Below are 23,593 nucleotides of genomic sequence, written 5' to 3' on the forward strand. Positions count from 1 at the left end.
ATCTGAACATAAAACACTATCAGTAAGTTAGAGTCATTACCTCGAGATGCGGCAAAGCCCTTGTTCCCCCTCTTTCAGGCAATCCGCACGCTGAACGGTACACCCATCAGTGTCATTTTATTCAACGCCTTCACCCGCGCCCTTGCCTCGCCCACCTGCGCATCGTAATCACGCAGCGACAACCGTTCTCCGAACTGCATCTTCATCCGCGACATCGCCGTTTCCGCCAACGAACGCAGATGGTAGCCGATTTTAAGGTGTATCACGGCGGCTCATACTCTCAATAAATCCCTGTTAGTAAATGCCCCTGTTATAGCTCATTCATTGCCTGAGCCAGCAGTCGCGCAGCTACCTCAAGCGCAGGGGATTGAAAAAATCTTCAGATATATATCATCACTCTGAACATACCCGACTAACGGCAGAATCTCACGACTCTGCCGTTTTTGTATTATTTTTCAGAGGAGTAGTAATGAAAAATTCTGAAGGTTTGAAGTCATTTCAGCAATCGCTTTCCGGCCTACCGCAGTGGGTAACAGAGCGGATTCTGCAACAAATTAACCAGTTAACTGACTACGAGCCAGTGATCGGCATTATGGGTAAGAGCGGTGCCGGTAAATCCTCACTCTGCAATGCCCTGTTTGCCAGTGAGGTATCACCGGTCAGCGATGTGGCCGCCTGCACCCGTGAACCTTTACGCTTTCGTCTGCAGGTTGGCGAGCGCTATATGACCGTCGTGGATTTACCCGGTGTAGGCGAAAGTGGCGCTCGCGATACCGAGTATGCTGCGCTGTATCGCGAACAACTCCCCCGGCTCGACCTGGTTCTGTGGCTAATTAAGGCCGATGACCGAGCGCTGGCGGTGGATGAGCACTTTTATCATCAGGTGATTGGGGAGGCATACCGGCATAAGGTGCTGTTTGTTATCAGCCAGTCGGATAAGGTCGAGCCCACCAGCGGTGGGGGGCCATTGTCCAAAGAGCAGAAGCAGAATATCAGCCGTAAAATCTGTCTGCTGCATGAGCTGTTCCAGCCCGTACATCCAGTGTGTGCCGTGTCGGTCCGTCTTCAGTGGGGACTGCGGGTGATGGCCGAGCGAATGATTAAGTGCCTGCCACGTGAGGCCACCAGCCCGGTGGTGTCGCAACTCCAGCCTTCCTTTCGCACGACGGTAGTCCGGGAACAGGCGCGTAGCGATTTTGGTGAAACCGTCGGTGCTGTACTCGATAGCATCAGTGCCTTTCCCCTGATACCCGCCCCGGTGCGGGCCGTCATTCAGGCCGTGCGCACCACCGTGGTGTCAGTGGCCCGTGCCGTCTGGGATTTCTTCTTCTGAGTATTTAACCCATCCCTGTTATTTCCCTAACCCTGTCGCCGATGCGACGGGGATTTCTTTTATTTGTTTTCCCATTATGAGGAGTCTGCTTATGACCCGTCTGGCTTCGCGCTTTGGCGCAGCAAACCTTATCCGTCGCGACCGCCCGTTAACCCGTGAGGAGCTGTTTCGAGTGGTGCCCAGCGTATTCAGCGAGGACAAACACGAATCCCGCAGTGAACGTTATACCTATATTCCGACTATATCTCTGTTGGACAGTCTACAGCGGGAAGGCTTCCAGCCATTCTTTGCCTGTCAGACCCGGGTACGTGATCCTGGCCGTCGTGAACATACGAAGCATTTGCTGCGTCTGCGTAGGGAGGGGCAAATCATTGGTCAGCAGGTTCCGGAAATTATTCAGCTCAACTCGCATGACGGCTCCAGCAGCTACCAGATGCTGCCGGGCCTGTTCCGTAGTGTCTGCTGTAATGGCCTGAGCCATGCAGTAATACCCCACCACTTACATCCCTTCAGCATTACGGAATAACCGATATGAAAACATCACCCGATTCACTATCATGGGCGGCATTGTCACATCTGTCCCCCGTCGAAATCTGGCGCCTCCTGCTGGGATATCTGCTCAGCCAGCACTACGGACTGACTCTTAACGACACGCCGTTTGGCAGCGATGGCGTGATTCAGGAGCACATTGAGGCCGGTATACCGCTGGCGGATGCCCTGAATGATGTTGTTGAAAAATATGACCTAGTACGTACAGGCCAGAGCAGCTTCCGTTTCACGGTGCGGTCTTCACTTATCACCCCCACGGATGTCCTGCGGGCACGGAAAGCCACAGGGCTTCTGAAGCGGGGCTATTACAGGCGGGTGACGGATATCACGCAAGGTCTGCCGATTGACGGGACACTTCCGGCAGGCACCTTCACCCGCAGACAGGCTGAGGCCACTGCCGCCCTGTATATCAACGTTGGCATTGAGGATGACCAGCACACCCACTTCCGGCTGGTCATTCGCGATGCGGACGGCCAGCTCATCTGGCGGGCATGGAACTTTGAGCCCGGTGCTGGTCATGACCTGAACACCCACCTGCAGCGCTACGGTGTGAAAAAACGCTGACAGCACGCCGCTGGCCCGTCTGGGGCAGGGCTGGCGGATCTCAACCTGAACAACTGACTGTTCTTTGTTGGTGGAAAGTCCGACCCATGCTTCTTTATCCAAGCGTATCCAGGCATTAAAAAATAGGTCATCGGAGTACTGTTTGTAGACAATGTTGCCGACGATATTCTGTGGGTGTCACACCTGTTTGCTTCTTAAATGCAGTATTAAATACCGATTTAGAATTAAAACCCGAAGCATACATAATATCAAGAATGGTCCGCTTATCTCCCGGCGTGGCCAGTAACTTTTTGGCATACTCTATGCGGTACTCGCTGATAAAGGTAAAAAAGTTCTGCTGAAATCCATTGTTGATAATGGCGGAGAGATCGTGCGGTGAAAGTTTTATCTGGCGCGCAAGCTGGCTTAAGGAGAGGGTGGAATCCAGAAACGGCTGATTCCGACGCATAAAATCCACCACGTTATCTACCTGTTTTGACTCCGGTAACAACAGCGTTTTAACCGGCTGAATATCCACCAGCAGGGTTTCATCTTCCTGCGTTAGCCCCATAAACGCAGCGGGCTGTCGCAGTGCGCAGATCAGCAATGTATTAATGAACGCAAACCCCGCCATACTGACAACAGGCAGTATCCAGGTGGTTTGATCGGTTAGCCTGAACAGATAGAAAAACAGGCAGCAAATGATACTGACGATCCACAGCCCCGCGTAACCCGACAGCAGGAAGCGGAGCCAGAGTATTTGCTGGCGGGCGATATCAGAATAAAGACGCTGGATATCCGAATTAAATGACTGCAAGCGGCCGAGCGAATAGCCCAACCAACCGAGAAATACCCCGTGATAGACCAACGCAAGGGGCAGAGGTTCCGGCATTCCTGGTAAATCCTGTTGTTGTAATATTGTTATTTTTTCCGACTCAGGTAGCGGAACATATAGTGTGAAAAACACAATCAGGCCAGCCGCGAACGGGATTAAGTGTACGGCATGAATGAGCCGAATTTGAAAACGGCAATACATCAGCGATCGGGTATACAGATAGATAGCTGGCGGCTGAAGCAGAGAGATGAGCGTACCGATATAAGCGTAGTTTGGGTGTGAAAAACTTACACCGCTTCCGTAAAGTAAAAGCTCGCCAAAACCGGCGGCGACGGTCAGCAGGACGACCACCAATAGCCGGTTGCTGGTTTGTACAATGTTGGACGGCAAAAGTAGAAAAACAGAAAGCAATACAGCCTGCATTATTCCTGCTGCCAGAAGAAAAACGGATAGCTCAATCAGCATGTATTACGGCTCCAATCATTCAAAACGAGACATAAAGAACGGGTTCCGCTCTGCCTCTTGTTAGCGGAACGTTCGACTTTGCGCTTTGTAGGTTCGACTTTACCAATTCGAACGACGCCCTGATTTCAAGCCAGTACTCTGATGTCAAATCGGCAGAGGGTCTGAAATCCTACGTCGATTAACATCCCCAAAAAGCAGATGAACAGGTCGAAAAAGACCCGGGAGCATTATTGTGAAAAAGCAGAAAAACATCAGAACTACCCTGTGCGCGAGCATCGTGATCCTTGCGGGAATGACGATAAGCACAACGGCGTTCGCCCACTGCGACGGCATGGATGGACCGGTGATTACCGAGGCTAAAAGCGCGCTCCAGGCGCATGATGTTACCCCGTTATTAAAATGGGTGCCAGAAAACCGTGAAGATACCGTCAGGAAGGCGTTTGACGAGGCAATAAGCAAACAAGGTGGCAGTCAGGCCGCTCAGGAGAAGGCCGATCAGCAGCTCTTCACCACTCTGGTACGTGTTCACCGTGAGGCGGAAGGCGCGCCCTTTACCGGTGTAAAACCGGCAGGCCATATTCCCGTGGTTGTACAAGAGGCAGATGCCGCACTCAACGCCGGCAATGTTGATAGCCTGGTGGCGAAGGTGACTGCCAATGTTGAGCATGCTCTCCGGGAAAAATTTGCTAAAGCTGAACAAAGTAAGCAACAAGTGAATCAATCGGTTAAACAGGGACGTGGATATGTGAATGACTACGTTGACTACATACATTTTGTCGAAGAAGTGAACGGAATGGCGGCAGGAGGATCGCCTGAGATGGAACATCAGCACTAATTATCATGTCCGCCAGAGATGCCCTTGCGGCATCTCTGAATCACCACGATAACGCCCAGCGGGATTTGGAGGATTGTAATTAAAATTATGTAATTACCTGTTTTTGATATGTTCATTCCGACAACGGATGTAAGTAAATTTATGGACGAAAAAACTCAGAGCTCTGCGGTTGAACGGGCTAAAGGTCCGCAAACTTAATGAGTACATCAGAGAATTTCGACGTGCATACGCCAATGATGCTGAATCGTCACGGATAGAGGCTGCTACAGGCAAGAATACCGTGAACTAAATAGCTGCGCTTAATACCGCTACACTTTTGCCACCCCATGTTGTCCCCCCGGGAATGGGCTGACGGTTTCCATATAATGATGGACCTTTTTCAACAACTGTCACATTGAACGGCACTGATGATTGCGGGTTATCGTGTCGTGCAGCGCCTGCCACAACCGCTCTACGTGGTTCACCCACGGCGAGTAAACTGGCTGGTAAATCACCCGAACTTCGGGTTTGCTTTCAGCCAGCCCTGAGTTTTACGGCTTTTATGGATGATGTAGTTATCCACGATGAGCGTGATTGTTTTCGCTCGCCGGTATGTCGCTTTCAGATGTTTTAACAGACTGATAAATAAAGATGAACTTTTGCTGTTGCCGCCCACATAGCTGACTTTTCCTGTACCGCTGTGCAGCGCCCCGGCCAGATAATATTTCTCATTCTGCCCCGGGGTTACTATGCGTTTTTGATGCCCGCGTAGCTGCCAGTCCGCGCCGATTTTTGGATTGAGATGGATATCCACCTCATCCTCATAAAAGACCGGGTGCTCTGCGCTGCATTTGTCCAGCGCTTTATGGATTGCGGCCATTTTTTCATCTTTATGCGGGTCACGGATACACAGCGTCGGTGCCGCTCTGCGCCAGCAACAACCCAAATATAAAGTACTGATGACAATACCGGGGATTGGCCCACTTATTGCGGCAGCTTTTCTGAGTGAAGTGAATGCGGAGCAGTTTTCTAACGGGCGACAACTATCCACCTGATGTGGTCTGGTTCCCAGACAACGTAGTTCAGGTGGGAAAAGCAGCCTGTCATCCATGACCAAAAATGGGAATCGTGGCCTCAGAACCTTAATTATTCATGGTGCCCGCTCGGTTATGCACTGGGCGATGATGCATTGGGTATATGGCTGAAGCACCTCACCGATCGAAGGGGAAAAATGAAAGCCACGGTCGCGCTGGCCAATAAACTGACTCGCATCGTCTGGCGCTTACTGACCGAATCAACAAGTTTTAATATCAACAGGGCTTTCGCTATGAGCTAAGCATTGTTGTATCCGGAGAGACAATTCCTCCTGAGTTTGCAGATACTGATGAGAGAACGGTAAACCAACCCTGTAACAGCCTGAACTGTGCCGAGGTAGTAACATACCGATGTAGTGATTAGGAAACAGGGTGCGGATGACATCATGGCGCGGGTCATCAGACCCACTAACGACGCCGGATATATTGCAGCAAACCGTATCAACTCAGGGCTTGCAAAACGCGGGACGTCCATATATGGCACAGTAAATTTGTGCCACTACAGAAAGCATAAAATCCTTATCTTCGCCACATCACTATTTTCCCTGACGCCCTGCTCTTACGAGCAGGGCGTTTTCGCTTATGTCATCCATAAAGGTAAACCCCATGAAATTAGCCAGCCGTTTTGGTCGCGTTAATCTGATACGCCGCGACCGCCCCCTTACCCATGAAGAACTGATGCAGCATACCCCCAGCGTGTTCGGTGAAGAAAAGCATACCTCCCGCAGTGAACGATATGCCTATATCCCCACCATCTCCCTGCTCGACAGCCTGCAGCGAGAAGGCTTCCAGCCATTCTTTGCCTGTCAGACCCGTGTGCGTGATCCGGAGCGTCGCGAACACACCAAGCATATGCTGCGTCTACGGCGTGAGGGACAGATAACCGGTAAGCAGGTGCCGGAAATAATCCTGCTCAACTCTCACGATGGCAGCAGTTCGTACCAGATGCTGCCGGGACTATTTCGTGCGGTTTGTCAGAACGGCCTTGTCTGTGGCGAGTCGTTTGGCGAGGTACGGGTGCCGCACAAGGGGGACGTGGTGAGTCAGGTGATTGAAGGCGCGTATGAGGTACTGGGGATTTTTGACCGGGTGGAGGAGAAACGGGATGCCATGCAGTCGTTGCTGTTGCCGCCTCCGGCACAGCAGGCACTGGCAAAAGCCGCTCTCACATACCGCTTTGGTGAAGACCACCAGCCGGTTACTGAATCGCAGATACTCTCCCCGCGCCGCTGGCAGGATGAGAGCAATGACCTTTGGACCATCTATCAGCGGATTCAGGAAAACCTGATTAAGGGCGGACTCAGCGGGCGTAATGCTAAAGGCGGACGAACGCATACCCGTGCCGTACGTGGCATTGACGGGGACGTGAAGCTTAACCGTGCGCTGTGGGTGATGGCAGAAACACTGCTCACGCAACTGCAGTAGACGTTTCATGTTGCCACGTTGTTAATATCGGACACCACCTGTCCGCATCGCTATGTGCTCGTGTGCCTCAATCCCCCGGTTATAGCTTTTAACCCCCGTTACATCTGGCTTTTGCAGAAATAAAAAATAGTTTCTGCGTTGTCCATACCCTGTCCGCCCCCCTGTTTAAAGTAATCACATCATTTTCAGTCAGTTAACTTCCCTGGAGAACCTCTCATGACACAGGCAGAACGCCGCCATGACCGGCTGGCTGTCAGGCTGTCACTGATAATCAGCCGTCTGGTTGCGGGTGAAACGTTGAGCGTGCGCAAACTGGCGGCTGAGTTTGGTGTGTCGGTGCGCACGTTGCGGCGTGATTTTCGTGAAAGACTGATGTATCTGGACCTGGAGTATCAGTCCGGATACTGCCGCTTACGCACAGCAGGCAGTGAGACGCAGATGGTGCCCGACGTGCTTATCTTTGCCCATCGCAGCGGGATGGCCGGTCTTTTTCCTGGCTTTGACCGCCGTCTGGTGAACGCACTGCTGATGTGCGATGAGTCTCCCTGCGTTATAGCACCAGCCAGGCCGGTTCCTTCGCCTTCAGGAGCATTGTCTTTCTGGAGACTGATTCAGGCCATTACCGGGCGCAGGCGGGTAACGCTGATTGCCGAGGAGCAGCGCTGTGAGCGGCTGGCTCCCTGTCGGTTACTCATCCACCAGCAGGCCTGGTATCTGGTGGCAGAGCACGACGGACATATCGCCGTATTCACCCTGGATGAAATCCATCTGGTTCAGCCCCTGCAGGAGACTTTCCGGCGTAACGACAGTCTGTGTCGTCTTGTTGAAGACCCGGGCTTTATTCAGTCCTTACCCCATTTTCGCTTTATCCAGCAGTCACTGCTTACGTTTGTTCCGGCCAACAGCTCACCAGAATAGCGCAAGCGTTGTTATCAACCCGGCAACAGGGAGGAGCCCTATGCCCGTTATTGCCATTATCGCCATTGTTGTCATCGTCATCATTCTGAATAAAACCGGGGTGTCCGACAGTCTCGCGGCCCTGACCCTTGCCACTGTTGCCGCACTGCTGACGGGAGGTGGCGCAGCCGGTGCTGCCAGTGTCGCGCTGACACCGTTTGTCGGCGTGCCGGTGGGTATTTTCGTCGGCATTTATGTATTTGCCAAAGTGGTACGTCTGATTTCAGGGAAAAAATAATGAAATGTAAAACACTACCTCTGCTGGCGATGGTTGCCACCACTCTGTTTCTGAGCGCCTGCGATGACAGGAGTGATGACCTGAAAGCTATCAGTAAATTTAAGGACCTCACGCCTCCGCGCTTCAGCGATGTGGTCAGTCGGCAGGATGATGTCAGCGAAGAATGGTCACAGGTTGGCTTTTCATCAGGTCTCACCCTGCAGGTCTTACGTACCCGCCAGTCGCCCGATGGCTGCGAGGATGGCAGTTACTACTACCTCGTGGATATGCAGGAAAAAACCGTCCAGCCACTGATGAATGCGCTGTGTATTGCCGATAACATCAAACTGGAATACCAGGAGGTGACGGACCCGTATACCAAAGAAAAATACTTTGAGTACGCCCATGACGGCAAACTGATGGGGCGACTGCTGATACCCTCAAACCCTGAGAACTAGGAATAAAACAACGACAAAGGAGACAAGAATGACAATACTTTCACTAAGTCGGTTTATGCTGGCGGGTGTACTGCTCGCGAGCTTTAATGCCTCTGCTATCCCGGGGTTCTGGCAGCAGGGTTACGGTCAGGGCAATACGGAATACAGCGTGACCGAAGCCAGCGGAAAGACGTTTACCATCAACTGCACAGGGAACCCGGACCAGAATGGTTTCTATCAGCATTCAGTCTTTCTTACCCTTGCCGATGACAAGATGGTCAGTTCGCACGATGACGACACTACTATCACCGTAGTGATGGATCACCAGCAGTACATTATTCCTTCCAGCCTGGGCTGGCGTAACGGCGATAACGCCTGGTTTGACTTCATCAGCAATATCTCTGAGGCCGGGCAGTTCGACGTCTACGTCAATGACCACAAAGCAGGGACCTTCACTGCGGACCGGAAGAACGCTGAGAAAGTTCTGTCCACTCTCGGAGACTGCAGCAACGACTGATAGTAGTATCTTCCCCAGCAAATCCACCCCGACAGCTAGCAGGCTGCCGGGGTTTTCTTTTATCAGGAGCCCGAAAATGACCCAATCCGTGTTGCTGCCACCGGGGCCTTTCACCCGGAGACAAGCGCAAGCGGTCACTACCACGTACAGCAATATCACACGCGAAGACGACCAGGGCAGTCACTTCCGTCTGGTGGTTCGTGATACTGAAGGCCGGATGGTCTGGCGGGCATGGAACTTTGAGCCGGATGCCGGTGAAGGTCTTAACCGCTATATCCGCACCTCAGGCATCCGTACAGACACGGCCACCCGCTGATCGCGAAGCATTTACCCGCATTCACCTCCCCGAACACACTTTATATCCCCATACGCCAGCCATCGCCGCTGGCGTTTTTATTGACGGAGACATACCCATGACAACACAGACGCAGCACGACCTCGCACCCGCTAACCAACCCGAATTTGAACTGACCGTCACGCCGGTCCCCGATGAACAGCGTATCGATTTCTGGCCACAGTACTTTGGCGCTATCCCGCAGTGGCTACTCCTGGAGCCGCATATCTTCGCCTGGATGGACCGCTTCTGTGAGGGCTACAGCGGTGGTATCTGGTCGTTCTACACCCTCAGCAATGGCGGCGCATTTATGTCCCCCGAGCCTGACAACGATGAGACATGGCGTCTGTTTAACTGCCTGAACGGTAACGATGCCCAAATGAGTGCAGAAGCAGCAGGTATTGCTGTCTGCCTGATTGCGTATAGCCACCATGCCTGCCGTACAGAATGTGACGCGATGACCGCACACTATTACCGCCTGCGGGAGTATGCCATGCAACATCCAGAGGCTCACGCCATTCTGCGTATTATCGACTGACCGAAGGAGCAACAGATGAAACAGCTTTCCTTTTTACCCGGCGAGATGACGCCACAGGACCGGCGTCTCATTCAGCGGGCGCTCAGGGCTCTGGACCGCCACCTGCATGAGCCCGGCGTAGCCTTCACCTCTACCCACGCCGTACGTGAATGGCTGCGACTGCATATGGCCGCGCTTGAGCGGGAAGAGTTCCGGGTGTTGTATCTGGACAACCAGAATCAGTTGATTGCCCATGAAACGCTCTTCACCGGCACGATTAACCGCACCGAGGTGCATCCCCGGGAGGTGGTCAAACGTGCTCTGCACTTCAACGCGGCGGCGGTGATACTCGCGCATAACCATCCTTCCGGCGAGACGACACCTAGCCAGGCCGACAAAACCCTCACGCAGCGACTGGTTCAGGTGCTTCAGCTGGTGGATATCCGTGTCCCTGACCATCTGATTGTCGGTGGCAGGCAAATCTATTCGTTCGCAGAACACGGTCTGCTTTGAGGTATTACATGAAAATTATCAGTAAACGCAGGGCAATGACGATATACCGCCAGCATCCTGAGTCCCGAATCTTTCGCTACTGCACCGGCAAATACCAGTGGCACGGTAGCGTCTGTCATTACACCGGCAGGGACGTTCCGGATATCGCCGGAGTCCTCGCGGTATACGCCGAACGCCGCCAGGACCGCAATGGGCCCTATACCTGCCTGATGAGCATCACCCTGAACTGACAATAGTGGAGAACTGTAATGAGCAACCCTACCAGGGGCCTGCAGCGGGAGATTACACTGCGCCTGGGAGCCCGTCTGGTGCAGGAAGGCAACCGACTGCATTATCTGGCTGACCGGGCCAGCATCACCGGCAAGTTCAGTGACATCGAATGCCGGAAGCTGGATGAAACATTCCCGCACTTTATCCGCCAGATGGAATCGATGCTGACCACCGGTGAACTCAGCCCCCACCATGCCCACTGCGTTACCCTGTACCACAACGATTTAACCTGCGAAGCCGACACCCTTGGCAGTTGCGGCTACGTATACATCGCCATTTACCCCACTCAGCGTTAATTACCTACACGAGAGCAAACATGAAAACTTTACCTGCAACAACTCAGCGGGCGGTGAAGCCCTGCCTGTCACCCGTGGCTGTCTGGCAAATGTTACTGACACGTCTGCTGGAACAGCACTATGGTCTGACAATAAACGACACGCCATTCTGCAATGAGGCTGTGATTAAGGAACACATCGATGCCGGTATCACCCTAGCCGATGCCGTGAATTTTCTGGTAGAAAAATACGAGCTGGTTCGTATCGACAGGAAGGGATTTAGCTGGCAGGAACAATCTCCTTATCTCCGGGCTGCAGACATTCTGCGAGCGCGGCAGGCAACTGGCTTGTTGCGGCAAAGCCGTAACAACGTAGTACGATGAACATTGCGTACAACCTTCCCGATTTACATTTCTGAACTTCCTCCCTTGTTTACCTATTGCGTAATGCGCCTGCTACTACCCGGCAGGCGCGTTATCTTTTTACGGACAAACAATCATGCAACCAGAAGTTGAAGTATTAACCGATCATAATGAGCTAATTTGTTCGAGCTTTATTGAACACATTGCCAACACATTAAATTTAGGAGTGGTGTACAACTAAACCTGCAGCCAAGGATGTATAGTGAGCGAAGCCCTATCAGGCCTTTTTGGTCAGTAGATAAGATTGATCTTCGTTGATAGAATTTACTTACACCAGCTGTTACATTAAGATAATTTTTTGGTGGGAGAATGATAAGATCTTACGTAACAATTTGATTTTAATGGTGCCGATAATAGGAGTCGAACCTACGACCTTCGCATTACGAATGCGCTGCTCTACCAACTGAGCTATATCGGCCCTGAAAAGGACATGTCCACGAATGTGAGCACGGGTAGAAGGTTAAAACTAACCGGGCGATGCGTCAATGGCCTTGCGAATCAAACGCCTATTTTTGCATCACCCGGTTTCAATTACGCACGAATCGTGTCGTCGCCGAAGCCAATCCACTTATAGGTGGTCAGTGCTTCAAGTCCCATTGGGCCACGCGCGTGCAGTTTTTGCGTACTCACCGCCACTTCAGCCCCCAGTCCAAACTGGGCGCCATCGGTAAAACGGGTGGAAGCATTCACGTACACGGCAGAAGAATCAACTTCATTCACGAAACGGTTGGCGTTGCAGAGCGTGCGCGTCAGGATAGCGTCTGAGTGCTGGGTGCCGTGTTCGCGAATGTGCGCGATAGCACCATCCATATTTTCGACCACCACAACGTTCAGATCCAAAGACAGAAACTCGTTATCCAGCTCTTCCGGTTTCAGCGGCACCAGTTTGGCCGGGCCATGCAGTACCTGCATCACGATTTCGTCGCCGTGCAGCGTAACACCGCTTTCCGCCATCTTTTGGCTTAACGCAGGCAGGAAATGCTCAGCGATATCCTGATGCACCAGCAAGGTCTCCACGGTATTACAGGTGCTCGGACGCTGGGTTTTGGCGTTGACGATAATCTTCAGCGCTGGAGCGATTTCAGCAGAATCATCCACATAAATATGACACACGCCTATGCCGCCGGTGATGACCGGGATAGTCGACTGCTCACGACACAGCTTGTGCAGGCCCGCGCCACCGCGTGGGATCAGCATATCGATGTACTTATCCATACGCAGCATTTCAGTGACCAGCGCGCGATCCGGGTTGTCGATCGACTGCACCGCTGCTGCGGGTAAACCGCAGGCTTCCAGCGCCTTTTGGATCACCGCCACGGTCGCGGCGTTAGTCCGGTAAGTCTCTTTCCCGCCGCGCAGGATCGCCGCATTACCGGTTTTCAAGCACAGGGAGGCAACATCAACGGTAACGTTAGGACGCGCTTCATAAATCACGCCAATCACGCCCAGCGGGACGCGACGGCGCTCGAGACGCAGGCCGCTATCCAGCAGGCCCCCGTCAATCACCTGCCCGACCGGGTCAGCAAGATTACACACCTGACGCACATCATCAGCAATCGCTTTCAGGCGCGCAGGGGTCAGTGCCAGGCGGTCGAGCATCGCTTCGCTCAGACCATTTTCACGCGCCTGTTCTACATCCTGCTTGTTAGCGCTAAGGATACTTTCCATTTGCGCTTCCAGCTCATCGGCTATTTTTTCCAGCACGCGATTTTTTTCGCGGCTGGAGAGCAGCGCCAGCTTGTATGACGCAGCTTTGGCAGCAATGCCCATTTGTTCCAGCATATGCCTGTTCCTTAACGGGTAATCATGTCGTCGCGATGGACAGCAACCGGGCCGTATTCATAGCCAAGGATGGTGTCAATCTGCTGTGAGTGGTGTCCGGCAATACGGCGAAGCGCGTCGCTGTTATAGCGGGTCACGCCGTGGGCGATATCACGCCCTTCGAGATTGCAGATACGAATCACTTCACCACGAGAAAAGTTGCCTGTCACGCTTTTAATGCCTTTTGGCAGTAATGAACTGCCGCGTTCCAGGATCGCAGCGGTAGCCCCCTCATCGACGGTAATTTCCCCGGCAGGCGGCGCGCCGAAAATCCAGCGTTTACGGTTTTCCAGCGGAGAGGCCTGAGCATGAAAACGCGTCCCAACGGAAACACCTTCCATCACATCACCAATCACGCCCGGCTTGCTGCCCGCGGCAATAATAGTGTCGATTCCGGCGCGGCACGCGACATCTGCGGCCTGCAATTTAGTGCCCATGCCGCCCGTTCCCAGGCCAGAAACGCTGTCGCCGGCAATGGCGCGCAACGCATCGTCAATACCGTGAACGTCTTTAATCAGCTCCGCCTGCGGATTGGTACGCGGATCGGCGGTGAACAGTCCCTGCTGATCGGTCAGCAGCAGCAGCTTATCGGCTCCGGCCAGAATCGCCGCCAGCGCCGAGAGATTGTCATTATCGCCGACTTTAATTTCGGCGGTCGCCACCGCGTCATTCTCATTGATGACAGGAACGATGTTGTTGTCCAGCAGCGCGCGCAAGGTATCGCGGGCATTAAGAAAGCGCTCTCTGTCTTCCATATCCGCACGCGTCAGCAGCATCTGCCCGATATGGATACCGTAAATGGAGAACAGCTGTTCCCACAGTTGAATCAATCGGCTCTGCCCTACCGCCGCCAACAGCTGTTTCGAGGCTATCGTCGCCGGGAGCTCAGGGTAACCAAGATGCTCACGCCCGGCGGCGATCGCGCCTGAGGTAACGATAACAATACGATGCCCTGCGGCATGAAGCTGCGCGCACTGGCGAACCAGTTCTACGATATGGGCACGGTTCAGGCGGCGCGATCCGCCCGTTAACACACTGGTGCCAAGTTTTACCACCAGCGTCTGGCTGTCACTCATGATTCTCTGCCATTCAAAATTGGGAAAAATGATATCAAACGAACGTTTTAGCAGGACTGGTCCCGGTTGCCAACAGCCAGCGCACAAAGCATGAAATTTTATTGCGCAGGATCAGCAAGCGTAGCGGCAGATTTTGACGCATTGATTACAGAAACATAAAAACACTCTTTTTTAAAAATATTCTTACTTTGTCATAAAACGTTCATTGCCAGACGTTAAAAACCTTCCTGTCTTTTAACGGGGATCACACCCAGTGAATATTAGCGCGTACTTTTAATCAGGAATGAAAATGAAAAAGAGCACTCTGGCATTAGTGGTGATGGGGATTGTGGCGTCGGCATCCGTACAGGCAGCTGAAGTGTATAACAAGAACGGCAATAAACTGGATCTGTATGGCAAAGTGAAAGCCATGCATTACATGACGGATTATGACAGCAAGGACGGCGACCAAAGCTATATCCGTTTAGGTTTTAAGGGCGAAACGCAAATTAATGATGAACTGACGGGTTACGGTCGCTGGGAAGCAGAGTTCGCTGGCAATAAAGCTGAAAGTGATTCCAACCAGCAAAAAACACGTCTGGCCTTTGCCGGTCTGAAATTAAAAAATCTTGGCTCGTTTGATTATGGTCGTAACCTGGGCGCGCTGTACGATGTAGAAGCGTGGACCGATATGTTCCCGGAATTCGGCGGCGATTCATCTGCGCAGACCGATAACTTTATGACCAAACGCGCCAGCGGCCTGGCGACTTACCGTAACACCGACTTCTTCGGCGTCGTGGATGGACTGGATCTGACCCTGCAATATCAGGGTAAAAACCAGGATCGCGATGTGAAAAAACAGAACGGCGATGGTTTTGGTACATCCGTTACCTATGACTTTGGCGGTAGCGATTTCGCCGTAAGCGGCGCTTATACCAACTCCGATCGTACCAATCAGCAGAATCTGCAAACTCGCGGTACAGGCGATAAAGCAGAAGCCTGGGCAACGGGTTTAAAATATGATGCTAACGATATCTATATTGCGACGTTCTATTCTGAAACGCGCAATATGACGCCGATTTCCGGCGGCTTCGCCAATAAAACACAGAACTTCGAAGCGGTTGTTCAGTACCAATTTGACTTTGGTCTGCGTCCGTCACTGGGTTATGTGCTGTCAAAAGGTAAAGATATTGAAGGCGTCGGCAATGAGGATCTGGTGAATTATATCGACGTTGGCGCTACGTATTATTTCAACAAAAATATGTCCGCGTTTGTCGATTATAAAATCAACCAGCTGGATAGCGACAATAAACTGGGCATCAACGATGATGATATCGTTGCTGTCGGTATGGTTTATCAGTTCTGATTTAGGATAAAAAATGCCGGATGGGGTTGCGCCGCCATCCGGCATTTTACTGCTCATTATGCGGTTAATTTAACCGGCTCATCCTTAAAATCGTCAGCAGGCTCCAGCGCCAAATCCAGCGACGTTAACAACCCACGTAATTTTTCATGAAACTCACGTAAGGTGTATTCCAGTCGCTCTACCACTTCAGTCTCTTTCACCGGCACCGCCGTCCAGTTGCCATCTTTATCAAACAAACCAAACTGATAGCTGTAGGTAAAGCGTTTTTCCTGCGCCTCAAGCTCCATCCACCAGCCCCAGAACTCGCGTTTCTCAGGGGCGGGTTTCACGTTGACGCAAACAGCCAAACAATCGAAAAAAAAGCGATTATCTTCGCACTGCCCTTCCCGGATGTACGGGCCAAGCGCGGTGAATTTCTTGATCAATCTACTTTTCGGATGCCCACTCGGTAACGTCATTACGATCTCCTTAGGTGAAGCTCCTGTTTTACCAAATCGATAAAATTTAGCAAACTTTTAACACAATCTCTGATTGATCCACTTGGTTATTTCTTGCAGTCCTTTGTCAAAATTGCGATACACCGGGTTGAATGGAATCTCCAGCAGCTTACCGTCAGAAGATGACGAGGTGATTAAACGCGACTCCTCTTCCGGGCTAAACGGGTCATTTTTCCAGAACCCCGACAGCATTGGCGTCGGGCAGCGTCGACCGAGCAGTCCCTGCACTTTTAATGAATAGCGATTAAGCTCAACGCGCAGCGCTTCATCGGAAGCGTCATGCATCCCCAGGCGGCTGGCCAGAACGTCAAGATACATTTCCGGGACGCTTGCCTGACGCTGCGGGTCACTCAACAGCGCATGTACAACCGGTCCCAGGCAGGCCACCGCCTTCAGCCGTGACGACTCCAGATACGCCAGGCGTACCGCCACATTAGCGCCAAAACGGAAACCGAAGGCCGCCACGCGGGTGTGATCCACCCACGGGACATTAGGCAGCGCCTTTAATACATGCTGATGTAGCAGGCTGGAATCCTGAGTCAGTTTCCATTTTGATGAGAATCCGACCGACGGCATATCCAGCGTCAACATGGCAATACCGCGCGGAGCAAAGTAGCGCTCATACAGGGTGTAGTAGTCCGTTTGCATGGAATCGAGACCGCCGCACATCAGTACCGTCGGGAACGGCCCCTCGCCTTTTGGCATATGCAGGAAGCCGGTTATCGGCGCGCCGCCAGCGACCGCGAATTCCATCTCACGCAGCGTGCCCGGCAGCCGTTGAGCGGCTTCTTCATAGGCGCGATTGGCCAGAGCCTGCGCCTGCTCTGCCAGCTCATCGCCTTTCAGGTGCGGATAAGCGGCAATGTTGTACAGCGTAGAGGCATGCAGCCAGTGGCGCCCGCTCACCTGCGGATCCTCCTCCATAGACGCTTTCTGTTGCCATTCCATCGCCTGCTTTGCCCACTCATAGATCCAGTTCCCGCCACGATAACCAATGACCGTGTCGTAGAGCTCTTTATCCGTGCGTTCGGCTTCGCTCATCACGATACGCGCCTGTACTTCGAGGATTTCACGCGGATCGATGCCGCGCCAGATCCACATCAGGCGATTCACCATGCGATACCAGTGTGGGATTGTTTTGCCATCCAGAGCAGATTGTACGGACGGCTGCGCGCCGTGATTAAAACGACGAACCAGCGTAGACGTTTCAGGGTGTTTGAAGCGGGGTTTGAACAGGACTTCGCTGAGGTTAGCTTGTGACATTCTTGCAGCCTCCATGAATACTCATTAAGGCATAGTGTAACCTGATGGGGATTAATAAAGAACAACGCCCGGCATAGCCAGGCGTTGAAAGCGTTGCTGATTAGCGACCAGAGATCGGCGGGACAAACACTACGCCCATATCCCAAGGCTGCTCAATCCAGGTATCCTGAGGGATATCAACAATATAATCATTTACCAGCGGACGACCTGCCGGCTTAGCGAAAATAGTGACGAAATGCGCTTTAGGATACATTTCGCGGATCGCAACCGCGGTGCCGCCGGTGTCAACCAAGTCGTCGATGACGATAAAACCTTCACCGTCGCCTTCAGCACGCTTAAGCACTTTCAGCTCGCGCTGGTTGTCGTGATCGTAGCTGGAGATGCATACGGTATCGACATGACGAATACCCAATTCACGCGCCAGCAATGCGCCCGGCACCAGACCACCACGGCTAACGGCAATAATGCCTTTCCATTGTTCAGAAGGCATCAGGCGGCTTGCCAGTTTACGTGCATGGATCTGCAACATGTCCCAGGTGACGACGTATTTTTCGCTCATGTGAAGTGTCCCAGCCTGTTTATCTACGGCTAATTAATAAATTGAGGGTGAACCAGGTTGCGCGAGATTATAGAGATCTGACGCACTAAAAACCAGTGTTTCGCAGAATCCACGCCTCTTTTTGCATGCTTTATGCTAGCCGTCAGCGGAGAAAGTGGTATTCTCAATCGCATCGCGCAAGCCTGACTTGTGGTGTTTTTTATTCAGCTAACCCCGTGCCCTGCAAGCAAGTTTTGTAGGACATCGCCAAGGAGACTCAACGTGTCTGAACTGTCTCAATTATCCCCGCAACCGTTGTGGGATATTTTTGCCAAAATCTGTTCTATTCCTCATCCGTCCTACCATGAAGAGCAGCTCGCTGAACACATTCTGAGCTGGGCCCAGGAGAAAGGTTTTCACGTCGAGCGCGACCAGGTCGGTAACATCCTGATTCGCAAACCTGCCACTGCAGGCATGGAAAACCGCAAACCGGTCGTTCTGCAGGCGCACCTGGATATGGTCCCGCAGAAAAACAACGACACCGTGCACGACTTCACCAAAGATCCTATCCAACCTTATATTGATGGCGAATGGGTGAAAGCCCGTGGCACCACGCTGGGTGCGGATAACGGCATCGGTATGGCGTCCGCGCTGGCCGTCCTGGCGGATGACAACGTGGTACACGGTCCGCTGGAAGTGCTGCTGACTATGACCGAAGAAGCGGGCATGGATGGCGCGTTCGGTCTGCAGGCTAACTGGCTGCAGGCAGATATCCTGATCAATACCGACTCTGAAGAAGAAGGTGAGATCTACATGGGTTGCGCTGGGGGTATCGACTTTACCTCAAACCTGCCACTGTCCCGTGAGGCGGTTCCGGCTGGTTTCCAGAGCTTTAAACTGACCTTAAAAGGTCTGAAAGGCGGTCACTCCGGTGGCGAAATCCACGTAGGCCTCGGTAACGCAAATAAGCTGCTGGTACGCTTCCTGGCGGGCCACGCTGAAGAGCTGGATCTGCGTCTGATTGATTTCAACGGCGGCACGCTGCGTAACGCGATTCCACGTGAAGCTTTTGCGACCCTCGCCGTGGCTACTGATAAGGTTGATGCGTTAAAAGCGCTGGTTAACACTTACCAGGACATCCTGAAAAACGAACTGGAAGCCAAAGAGAAGAATCTGGCTCTGCTTCTGGATGCTGTTGCCAACGATAAAGCCGCGCTGACCGCACAGTCTCGCGATAGCTTTGTTCGTCTACTGAACGCCACCCCGAACGGCGTGATCCGCAATTCCGACGTAGCGAAAGGCGTGGTGGAAACCTCCCTGAACGTCGGTGTCGTGACCATGACTGACGATAATGTACAGATCCACTGCCTGGTTCGCTCGCTGATCGACAGCGGTAAAGACTACGTGGTAAGCATGCTGGATTCACTGGGCAAGCTCGCCGGTGCCAAAACCGAAGCCAAAGGCGCGTATCCTGGCTGGCAGCCGGATGCTAACTCTCCGGTTATGCACCTGGTTCGCGAAACCTATCAGCGTCTGTTCAACAAAACGCCGAACATCCAGATTATCCACGCCGGTCTGGAATGTGGCCTGTTCAAGAAACCGTATCCGGAGATGGACATGGTGTCCATCGGGCCAACCATCACCGGTCCGCACTCCCCGGATGAGCAAGTTCATATTGAAAGCGTCGGCCACTACTGGACGCTTCTCACTGAACTGCTGAAGTCGATTCCGGCGAAGTAAGTCTCTGTAATAAATGCCGGATGGCACTGCGCTTATCCGGCCTACATGCTGATTTGTAGGCCGGATAAGGCGTTTATGCCGCCATCCGGCAATACATCAGAGTCAAATCCCCAGCAGTAGCTGTCTTTCCAGCTGTGGATCCAGCAGCGTAACGTGTAATCCCACCAGCCTCACGCCCCGCCCTCCCCGACGTTCATCCCAGGTTTTGCGCGCCGTCGCAATTAAGTCATCTTTACTTAAGCGCGGCCAGACGTGCTCCTGCGTGGTTTGCTGAAAATCATTAAACTTGAGTTTTACTCCCTGCCGGGCGATCAACAGATCCGGTTTTACCTTTGCCAGACGTCGTTCCAGTTCAGGATAAAGCCGCTCAATGATCTCCTCACATTCAGCCCATTCATGAATATCTTCTGCCAGCGTACGCTCGACGCCGACTGATTTGCGCAGTCTGTCATTGTTGACGTCGCGCTCATCAATGCCCTGGCTGCGTTCCCACAACACGCGACCAAACTTACCAAAACGTTTGAGCAACATGGCCAGGTCGTATTTTTGAACATCCTCGCAGGTACGCAACCCCATCGCTTCCAGCTTAGCGGCAGAAACTTTGCCAACGCCGGGTATTTTCCCTAACGGCAGCGTTCTGAGAAATTCAGGAACATCGGCGGGGGTAATGACATATTGTCCGTTGGGTTTATTGAGATCGGAGGCTATTTTTGCCAGAAACTTAACCGGCGCAATCCCGGCGGAGGCGGTTAACTGTAGCTCGTTGAAAATCGTCTGGCGGATCTCCCGCGCTATCAGCGTGGCGGAACCGTGACAGTGAGCGCTGTCGGTCACATCCAGATAGGCTTCATCCAGCGAAAGAGGTTCGATCAGCGAGGTATAACGGGAGAAGATCGCCTGAATCTGGCGGGAGGCTTCTTTATAAGCCTCGTATCGACCAGGCAATAACGTGAGATGCGGGCACAGTTTTAACGCCATTCCGGTCGGCATTGCGCTACGCACGCCAAATTTACGCGCCGGATAATTGGCAGTGCTGATAACCCCCCGGCGTTCACGACTGCCGCCGATAGCAATGGGAATGTCGCGCAGGGCTGGATTATCACGCATTTCCACCGCTGCGAAAAAACAGTCCATATCAACATGTATGATTTTGCGCATCACTCGCCTCCCACAACACTGTTTAAGTATACAGTATTTTTATAGTGTGAGAAGTCTGATTATGCCTTACGCAGGACCATTCATAACGAAGCGCGCATCACACAGGTAACGCACAATATCCGTTTTCGTATGCTCCGCTGGATTGCCCGCCGTACTGACAAAAAGCTTATTCACTTTGCGAATCTTTGCTCGCAGCAATTTTTCGATCGTCATCAGGCGAAAGGCGTCATTTTCCACGCAGAAAAGCTCGTAGTCGCCCAGACGCTCTCCACAAATTTCACAATGATTCATCCAGTAACGTAGCCCGGTGGTTTTACTTTTATCCAGATAGTAATTGCTGGCTTTGATGTTCTTTTTTATCTCTTCAGGCAGAGAATTAATGTGGAACAGAAAGGTATTCCGTCGAATAGATTGCCAGCCTTTGCCATCCTGATCTTTTCTGATAAACCGGGTAAACATCACTCCGTGAATATGGGTAAGCTGGTGGCAGTTCCAGCAGTGCATCTTCGAGGTAATCACCAGATAGTACGGCGCGACGATGTTAAAACTATCGGTGTTGTAGACATAGTCACGAAGCGCCTCGTTTAGCTCATGGGGTTCGATGTACCAGATCCCGGAAACTTTGTCGAAATGCGCGCCCTGACAGGCCACATCCGTGACGTTATCAGTATGAATATCCAATGGAATAATATGGGCTATATCTATCATATTGCCTTCCTGCGGGATAATTTACCCCCACATTGCGTGGGGGACGGGGAACAGAATTAATGAGCGACGGGAGCAGAATGTTGGCGTAAAGAAGTCACCTGCTTTTGTTTGTCGAGCTTATCAACCAGTGGTTGCACAACCTTCTCGCCATGCTGACCAAAATATTGATACAGCGTATCGGAAGCGCTTTGCGTCAATACCATAATCTCAATGCGACGGTTGCCGGCGCTTTCCGGATTTTTCGCATCCAGCAGCATTTGGTCGGCCATAGCGCTGACCTGCATAACTTTATCCTGCGGCATTCCGGCATCTTCCAGCACACGACGGGCCGACAATGCGCGGTCGCCTGACAGGTTCCAGTTGTTGTAAATGTTACTCTTATAGCTCATCGCGTCCGTATGCCCGGTAATGATGATCTTGTTGTCCAGCGAGTCAAACACAGGGGCCAGCTCAACCAGCAGCGATTTAAAGAACGGCATAATTTTGGCGCTACCGCGTTCAAACATATTACGGTTCTGATCATCTTTAATCAGAACGCGCAACCCCTGAGGAACAATCTCCATTTCAAGGTTGGTCTCCATATGCGCATTGCGGGCAATGACGTTAATGTCGGTCGCCAGCTCGCCTAGCTCCTGGGCTGATTTTTGTTTCAGTAACGCCGTTTTCTCGTTCACGTCCAGCGCCTTTTTAGCGTTCTCTTCCGTGATCCTCGCCGTCTCCTGTGGATTCACGGTTTTATCAAGCTTGTTGCGCGTGACGTTTTTCTTCTGCGCGCCTGGCGCTATCGGCTGCTTGCCCAGCTTGTTCAACGGCGCCATACCGCCACCGTTAAAGATTGACTGACCATGCAGCGCCGCCACGATATTTTCACGGTCAGCCTTGCTGACGCTGTTCACAATCCACAGCGTCATAAACAGCGCCATCATCGCCAGCGTAAAGTCAGCAAAGGCGACCTTCCACGCCCCGCCATGATGACCTGCATGGTTCTTTTTAATTTGTCGGCGGATAATGGTGGTTTTCGCGCCGCGATCGCGACGATTTGGCCCCTTCCTCATGCTTATTCCTGCTCCAGCATCGCATTAACCCACGCATCCAGATTGGCGAAAGTGGGTTTAGAGGCCAGATGGAGAAGTTTACGGCCAGCATCGACCGCCAGTAGCGTCGGTTTACCGCCCGCTTGCGCCACCAGCACGGTACGAACGCATTCGAGCAGCGAATGCTCTGCCCGCGCCTGCTGTTCCATGGCGTTTGCCAGCGGGTCCATCAGGCAATAACAGATGAATACCCCTAAGAATGTCCCCACCAACGCCGCCGCCACTTTCAAACCGATAAGCGCAATGGAGCCATCGATAGACTGCATGGTGATAATAATCCCCAATACCGCAGCACAAATGCCGAATCCGGGCATCGCCTCGGCGGTACGCTGCAAGGAGCGCGAAGGGGTTAACAAAGACTCTTCGGCGGTATCCAGTTCCTGATCGAGGATCCCTTCCAGTTCATGGGCATCGATTTTTCCCATCGCCATCAGACGGAAATTATCGGCGATAAATGTCACCAGTCGCTTCTGAGTCAGCACCAGCGGGTATTTCTGGAAAATGGTGCTTTCTTCCGGCTGCTCGATATGCTGATCCAGCATACGCAGACCACCGTTCTGCACCATTTCCAGCAGCTCATACAGGCACATCAGTAGCTGACGCTGAAACTCCGGTCCCATTTTCTTTTTACTGATCACCCCTTTAATCTGGTGGGCGATCTCTTTCAGGACATGTACCGGGTTACCAATAATCATCGCCCCCAGACCAGCACCGACGATAATAATAATTTCTGCTGGCTGCCAAATAGCAATTAACTGCCCACCAGCCTCAAAGTAGCCGCCAAATACGCAGCCCAAAACCACTAATAAACCAAAAATCTTTTGCATTACGTCCTC

General features: G+C 52.4%; 26 protein-coding genes, 1 tRNA gene and 5 pseudogenes. 19 read left to right on the forward strand and 13 right to left on the reverse strand.

Annotated elements, in window-relative coordinates; all coding sequences use genetic code 11:
• Positions 1–74: 74 nt before the first annotated feature.
• Positions 75–254 (reverse strand): annotated as a pseudogene (locus FDX04_RS00110) (IS5/IS1182 family transposase); the annotation flags it as partial.
• A 215-nt stretch (positions 255–469) separates the two neighbouring features.
• On the opposite strand from FDX04_RS00110, the gene FDX04_RS00115 reads away from it, so the two are divergent.
• The 4 genes and pseudogenes from FDX04_RS00115 to FDX04_RS24365 all read left to right on the forward strand — a co-directional run bounded on the left by FDX04_RS00115 (position 470) and on the right by FDX04_RS24365 (position 2,446).
• Positions 470–1,333, forward strand: coding sequence for a GTPase family protein (locus FDX04_RS00115; protein WP_001581464.1), 864 nt, complete (start codon positions 470–472; stop codon positions 1,331–1,333).
• A gap of 91 nt (positions 1,334–1,424) precedes the next feature.
• Positions 1,425–1,808, forward strand: a pseudogene (locus FDX04_RS00120) (DUF932 domain-containing protein); the annotation flags it as partial.
• 56 nt (positions 1,809–1,864) lie between these two features.
• Positions 1,865–2,218 (forward strand): annotated as a pseudogene (locus tag FDX04_RS24360) (TA system toxin CbtA family protein); the annotation flags it as partial.
• A complete protein-coding gene (locus FDX04_RS24365; RefSeq protein WP_223307989.1) occupies positions 2,198–2,446 on the forward strand; it encodes a DUF905 family protein in 249 nt (82 codons plus the stop codon). The pseudogene FDX04_RS24360 and the gene FDX04_RS24365, both read left to right, overlap by 21 nt.
• Before the next feature lie 127 nt (positions 2,447–2,573).
• Here the strand turns inward: FDX04_RS24365 and FDX04_RS00130 are convergent, their stop codons facing one another.
• Positions 2,574–3,725, reverse strand: coding sequence for an AraC family transcriptional regulator (locus tag FDX04_RS00130; protein WP_032180275.1), 1,152 nt, complete (start codon positions 3,723–3,725; stop codon positions 2,574–2,576).
• Between the two features lie 232 nt (positions 3,726–3,957).
• Here FDX04_RS00130 and FDX04_RS00135 point away from each other — a divergent pair, with 232 nt between their 5' ends.
• Entirely contained in the window at positions 3,958–4,560 is a 603-nt protein-coding gene (locus tag FDX04_RS00135) for a DUF6448 family protein (protein ID WP_137370295.1), read from the forward strand.
• A gap of 308 nt (positions 4,561–4,868) precedes the next feature.
• Here FDX04_RS00135 and FDX04_RS00140 read toward each other — a convergent pair.
• A pseudogene (locus FDX04_RS00140) lies at positions 4,869–5,482 on the reverse strand (IS630 family transposase); the annotation flags it as partial.
• 16 nt (positions 5,483–5,498) lie between these two features.
• Between FDX04_RS00140 and FDX04_RS24370 the strand changes: the two are divergent.
• From FDX04_RS24370 to ykfI, 12 genes and pseudogenes are all read left to right on the forward strand, one after another.
• Positions 5,499–5,744, forward strand: a pseudogene (locus FDX04_RS24370) (transposase).
• A 495-nt stretch (positions 5,745–6,239) separates the two neighbouring features.
• Positions 6,240–7,058, forward strand: a complete 819-nt coding sequence (locus tag FDX04_RS00150) for a DUF932 domain-containing protein (RefSeq protein ID WP_137370296.1) — start codon at positions 6,240–6,242, stop codon at positions 7,056–7,058.
• Positions 7,059–7,274: 216 nt separating this feature from the next.
• Entirely contained in the window at positions 7,275–7,976 is a 702-nt protein-coding gene (locus tag FDX04_RS00155; RefSeq protein ID WP_137370297.1) for a WYL domain-containing protein, read from the forward strand.
• A 40-nt stretch (positions 7,977–8,016) separates the two neighbouring features.
• On the forward strand, positions 8,017–8,253 hold the full coding sequence (ypjK, locus tag FDX04_RS00160) for a protein YpjK (RefSeq protein ID WP_001144031.1): 237 nt from the start codon (positions 8,017–8,019) through the stop codon (positions 8,251–8,253).
• On the forward strand, positions 8,253–8,690 hold the full coding sequence (locus FDX04_RS00165; RefSeq protein ID WP_137370298.1) for a YfjS/YafY family lipoprotein: 438 nt from the start codon (positions 8,253–8,255) through the stop codon (positions 8,688–8,690). The genes ypjK and FDX04_RS00165 overlap by 1 nt, the downstream gene beginning before the upstream one ends.
• A 28-nt stretch (positions 8,691–8,718) precedes the next feature.
• A complete protein-coding gene (ykfB, locus tag FDX04_RS00170) occupies positions 8,719–9,186 on the forward strand; it encodes a protein YkfB (protein WP_001547765.1) in 468 nt (155 codons plus the stop codon).
• Between the two features lie 76 nt (positions 9,187–9,262).
• Entirely contained in the window at positions 9,263–9,502 is a 240-nt protein-coding gene (locus tag FDX04_RS00175; protein WP_137370299.1) for a DUF905 domain-containing protein, read from the forward strand.
• A gap of 97 nt (positions 9,503–9,599) precedes the next feature.
• Positions 9,600–10,058 carry an antirestriction protein gene (locus FDX04_RS00180; RefSeq protein WP_000211838.1) on the forward strand — a complete coding sequence of 153 codons (459 nt, stop codon included), beginning with the start codon at positions 9,600–9,602 and terminating at the stop codon, positions 10,056–10,058.
• 15 nt (positions 10,059–10,073) lie between these two features.
• The gene (locus tag FDX04_RS00185) at positions 10,074–10,550 is read left to right on the forward strand and encodes a RadC family protein (RefSeq protein WP_000811693.1); all 477 of its coding nucleotides are present in this window, start codon (positions 10,074–10,076) and stop codon (positions 10,548–10,550) included.
• Positions 10,551–10,558: 8 nt separating this feature from the next.
• The gene (locus FDX04_RS00190) at positions 10,559–10,780 is read left to right on the forward strand and encodes a DUF987 domain-containing protein (protein WP_000691994.1); all 222 of its coding nucleotides are present in this window, start codon (positions 10,559–10,561) and stop codon (positions 10,778–10,780) included.
• Between the two features lie 18 nt (positions 10,781–10,798).
• Complete coding sequence (gene yafW / locus FDX04_RS00195) at positions 10,799–11,116, forward strand: type IV toxin-antitoxin system antitoxin YafW (protein ID WP_000070396.1); 318 nt, start codon at positions 10,799–10,801, stop codon at positions 11,114–11,116.
• Positions 11,117–11,136: 20 nt separating this feature from the next.
• The gene (gene ykfI / locus FDX04_RS00200; protein WP_000854680.1) at positions 11,137–11,478 is read left to right on the forward strand and encodes a type IV toxin-antitoxin system toxin YkfI; all 342 of its coding nucleotides are present in this window, start codon (positions 11,137–11,139) and stop codon (positions 11,476–11,478) included.
• 381 nt (positions 11,479–11,859) lie between these two features.
• Here ykfI and FDX04_RS00205 read toward each other — a convergent pair.
• The 3 genes from FDX04_RS00205 to proB all read right to left on the reverse strand — a co-directional run bounded on the left by FDX04_RS00205 (position 11,860) and on the right by proB (position 14,414).
• Positions 11,860–11,935: transfer RNA gene (locus tag FDX04_RS00205), tRNA-Thr, on the reverse strand.
• A 113-nt stretch (positions 11,936–12,048) separates the two neighbouring features.
• Complete coding sequence (gene proA, locus FDX04_RS00210) at positions 12,049–13,299, reverse strand: glutamate-5-semialdehyde dehydrogenase (RefSeq protein ID WP_137370300.1); 1,251 nt, start codon at positions 13,297–13,299, stop codon at positions 12,049–12,051.
• A gap of 11 nt (positions 13,300–13,310) precedes the next feature.
• Positions 13,311–14,414, reverse strand: a complete 1,104-nt coding sequence (proB, locus tag FDX04_RS00215; RefSeq protein WP_003031373.1) for a glutamate 5-kinase — start codon at positions 14,412–14,414, stop codon at positions 13,311–13,313.
• Between the two features lie 289 nt (positions 14,415–14,703).
• On the opposite strand from proB, the gene phoE reads away from it, so the two are divergent.
• Positions 14,704–15,759, forward strand: coding sequence for a phosphoporin PhoE (phoE, locus tag FDX04_RS00220; RefSeq protein ID WP_042310379.1), 1,056 nt, complete (start codon positions 14,704–14,706; stop codon positions 15,757–15,759).
• Positions 15,760–15,815: 56 nt separating this feature from the next.
• On the opposite strand, the gene crl is transcribed toward phoE, so the two are convergent.
• The 3 genes from crl to gpt form a co-directional block, all read right to left on the reverse strand.
• Complete coding sequence (gene crl / locus FDX04_RS00225; protein WP_061383058.1) at positions 15,816–16,217, reverse strand: sigma factor-binding protein Crl; 402 nt, start codon at positions 16,215–16,217, stop codon at positions 15,816–15,818.
• Positions 16,218–16,274: 57 nt separating this feature from the next.
• Entirely contained in the window at positions 16,275–17,519 is a 1,245-nt protein-coding gene (frsA, locus tag FDX04_RS00230) for an esterase FrsA (protein ID WP_079225374.1), read from the reverse strand.
• A 100-nt stretch (positions 17,520–17,619) separates the two neighbouring features.
• Entirely contained in the window at positions 17,620–18,078 is a 459-nt protein-coding gene (gpt, locus tag FDX04_RS00235; RefSeq protein ID WP_038637683.1) for a xanthine phosphoribosyltransferase, read from the reverse strand.
• A gap of 261 nt (positions 18,079–18,339) precedes the next feature.
• Here gpt and pepD point away from each other — a divergent pair, with 261 nt between their 5' ends.
• Positions 18,340–19,797: a cytosol nonspecific dipeptidase gene (pepD, locus tag FDX04_RS00240; protein ID WP_137370301.1), complete on the forward strand. Its 1,458-nt coding sequence runs from the start codon at positions 18,340–18,342 to the stop codon at positions 19,795–19,797.
• A 102-nt stretch (positions 19,798–19,899) separates the two neighbouring features.
• On the opposite strand, the gene dinB is transcribed toward pepD, so the two are convergent.
• From dinB to motA, 4 genes are all read right to left on the reverse strand, one after another.
• On the reverse strand, positions 19,900–20,955 hold the full coding sequence (dinB, locus tag FDX04_RS00245) for a DNA polymerase IV (RefSeq protein ID WP_137370302.1): 1,056 nt from the start codon (positions 20,953–20,955) through the stop codon (positions 19,900–19,902).
• Between the two features lie 66 nt (positions 20,956–21,021).
• The gene (locus tag FDX04_RS00250) at positions 21,022–21,663 is read right to left on the reverse strand and encodes a DNA primase (protein WP_079225382.1); all 642 of its coding nucleotides are present in this window, start codon (positions 21,661–21,663) and stop codon (positions 21,022–21,024) included.
• 56 nt (positions 21,664–21,719) lie between these two features.
• On the reverse strand, positions 21,720–22,718 hold the full coding sequence (lafU, locus tag FDX04_RS00255; RefSeq protein WP_137370303.1) for a putative lateral flagellar export/assembly protein LafU: 999 nt from the start codon (positions 22,716–22,718) through the stop codon (positions 21,720–21,722).
• A gap of 2 nt (positions 22,719–22,720) precedes the next feature.
• Positions 22,721–23,584, reverse strand: a complete 864-nt coding sequence (motA, locus tag FDX04_RS00260; protein ID WP_006685923.1) for a flagellar motor stator protein MotA — start codon at positions 23,582–23,584, stop codon at positions 22,721–22,723.
• Between the last annotated feature and the right edge of the window lie 9 nt (positions 23,585–23,593).

This window comes from Citrobacter sp. wls615, assembly GCF_005281355.1.
Lineage (GTDB): Bacteria > Pseudomonadota > Gammaproteobacteria > Enterobacterales > Enterobacteriaceae > Citrobacter > Citrobacter werkmanii.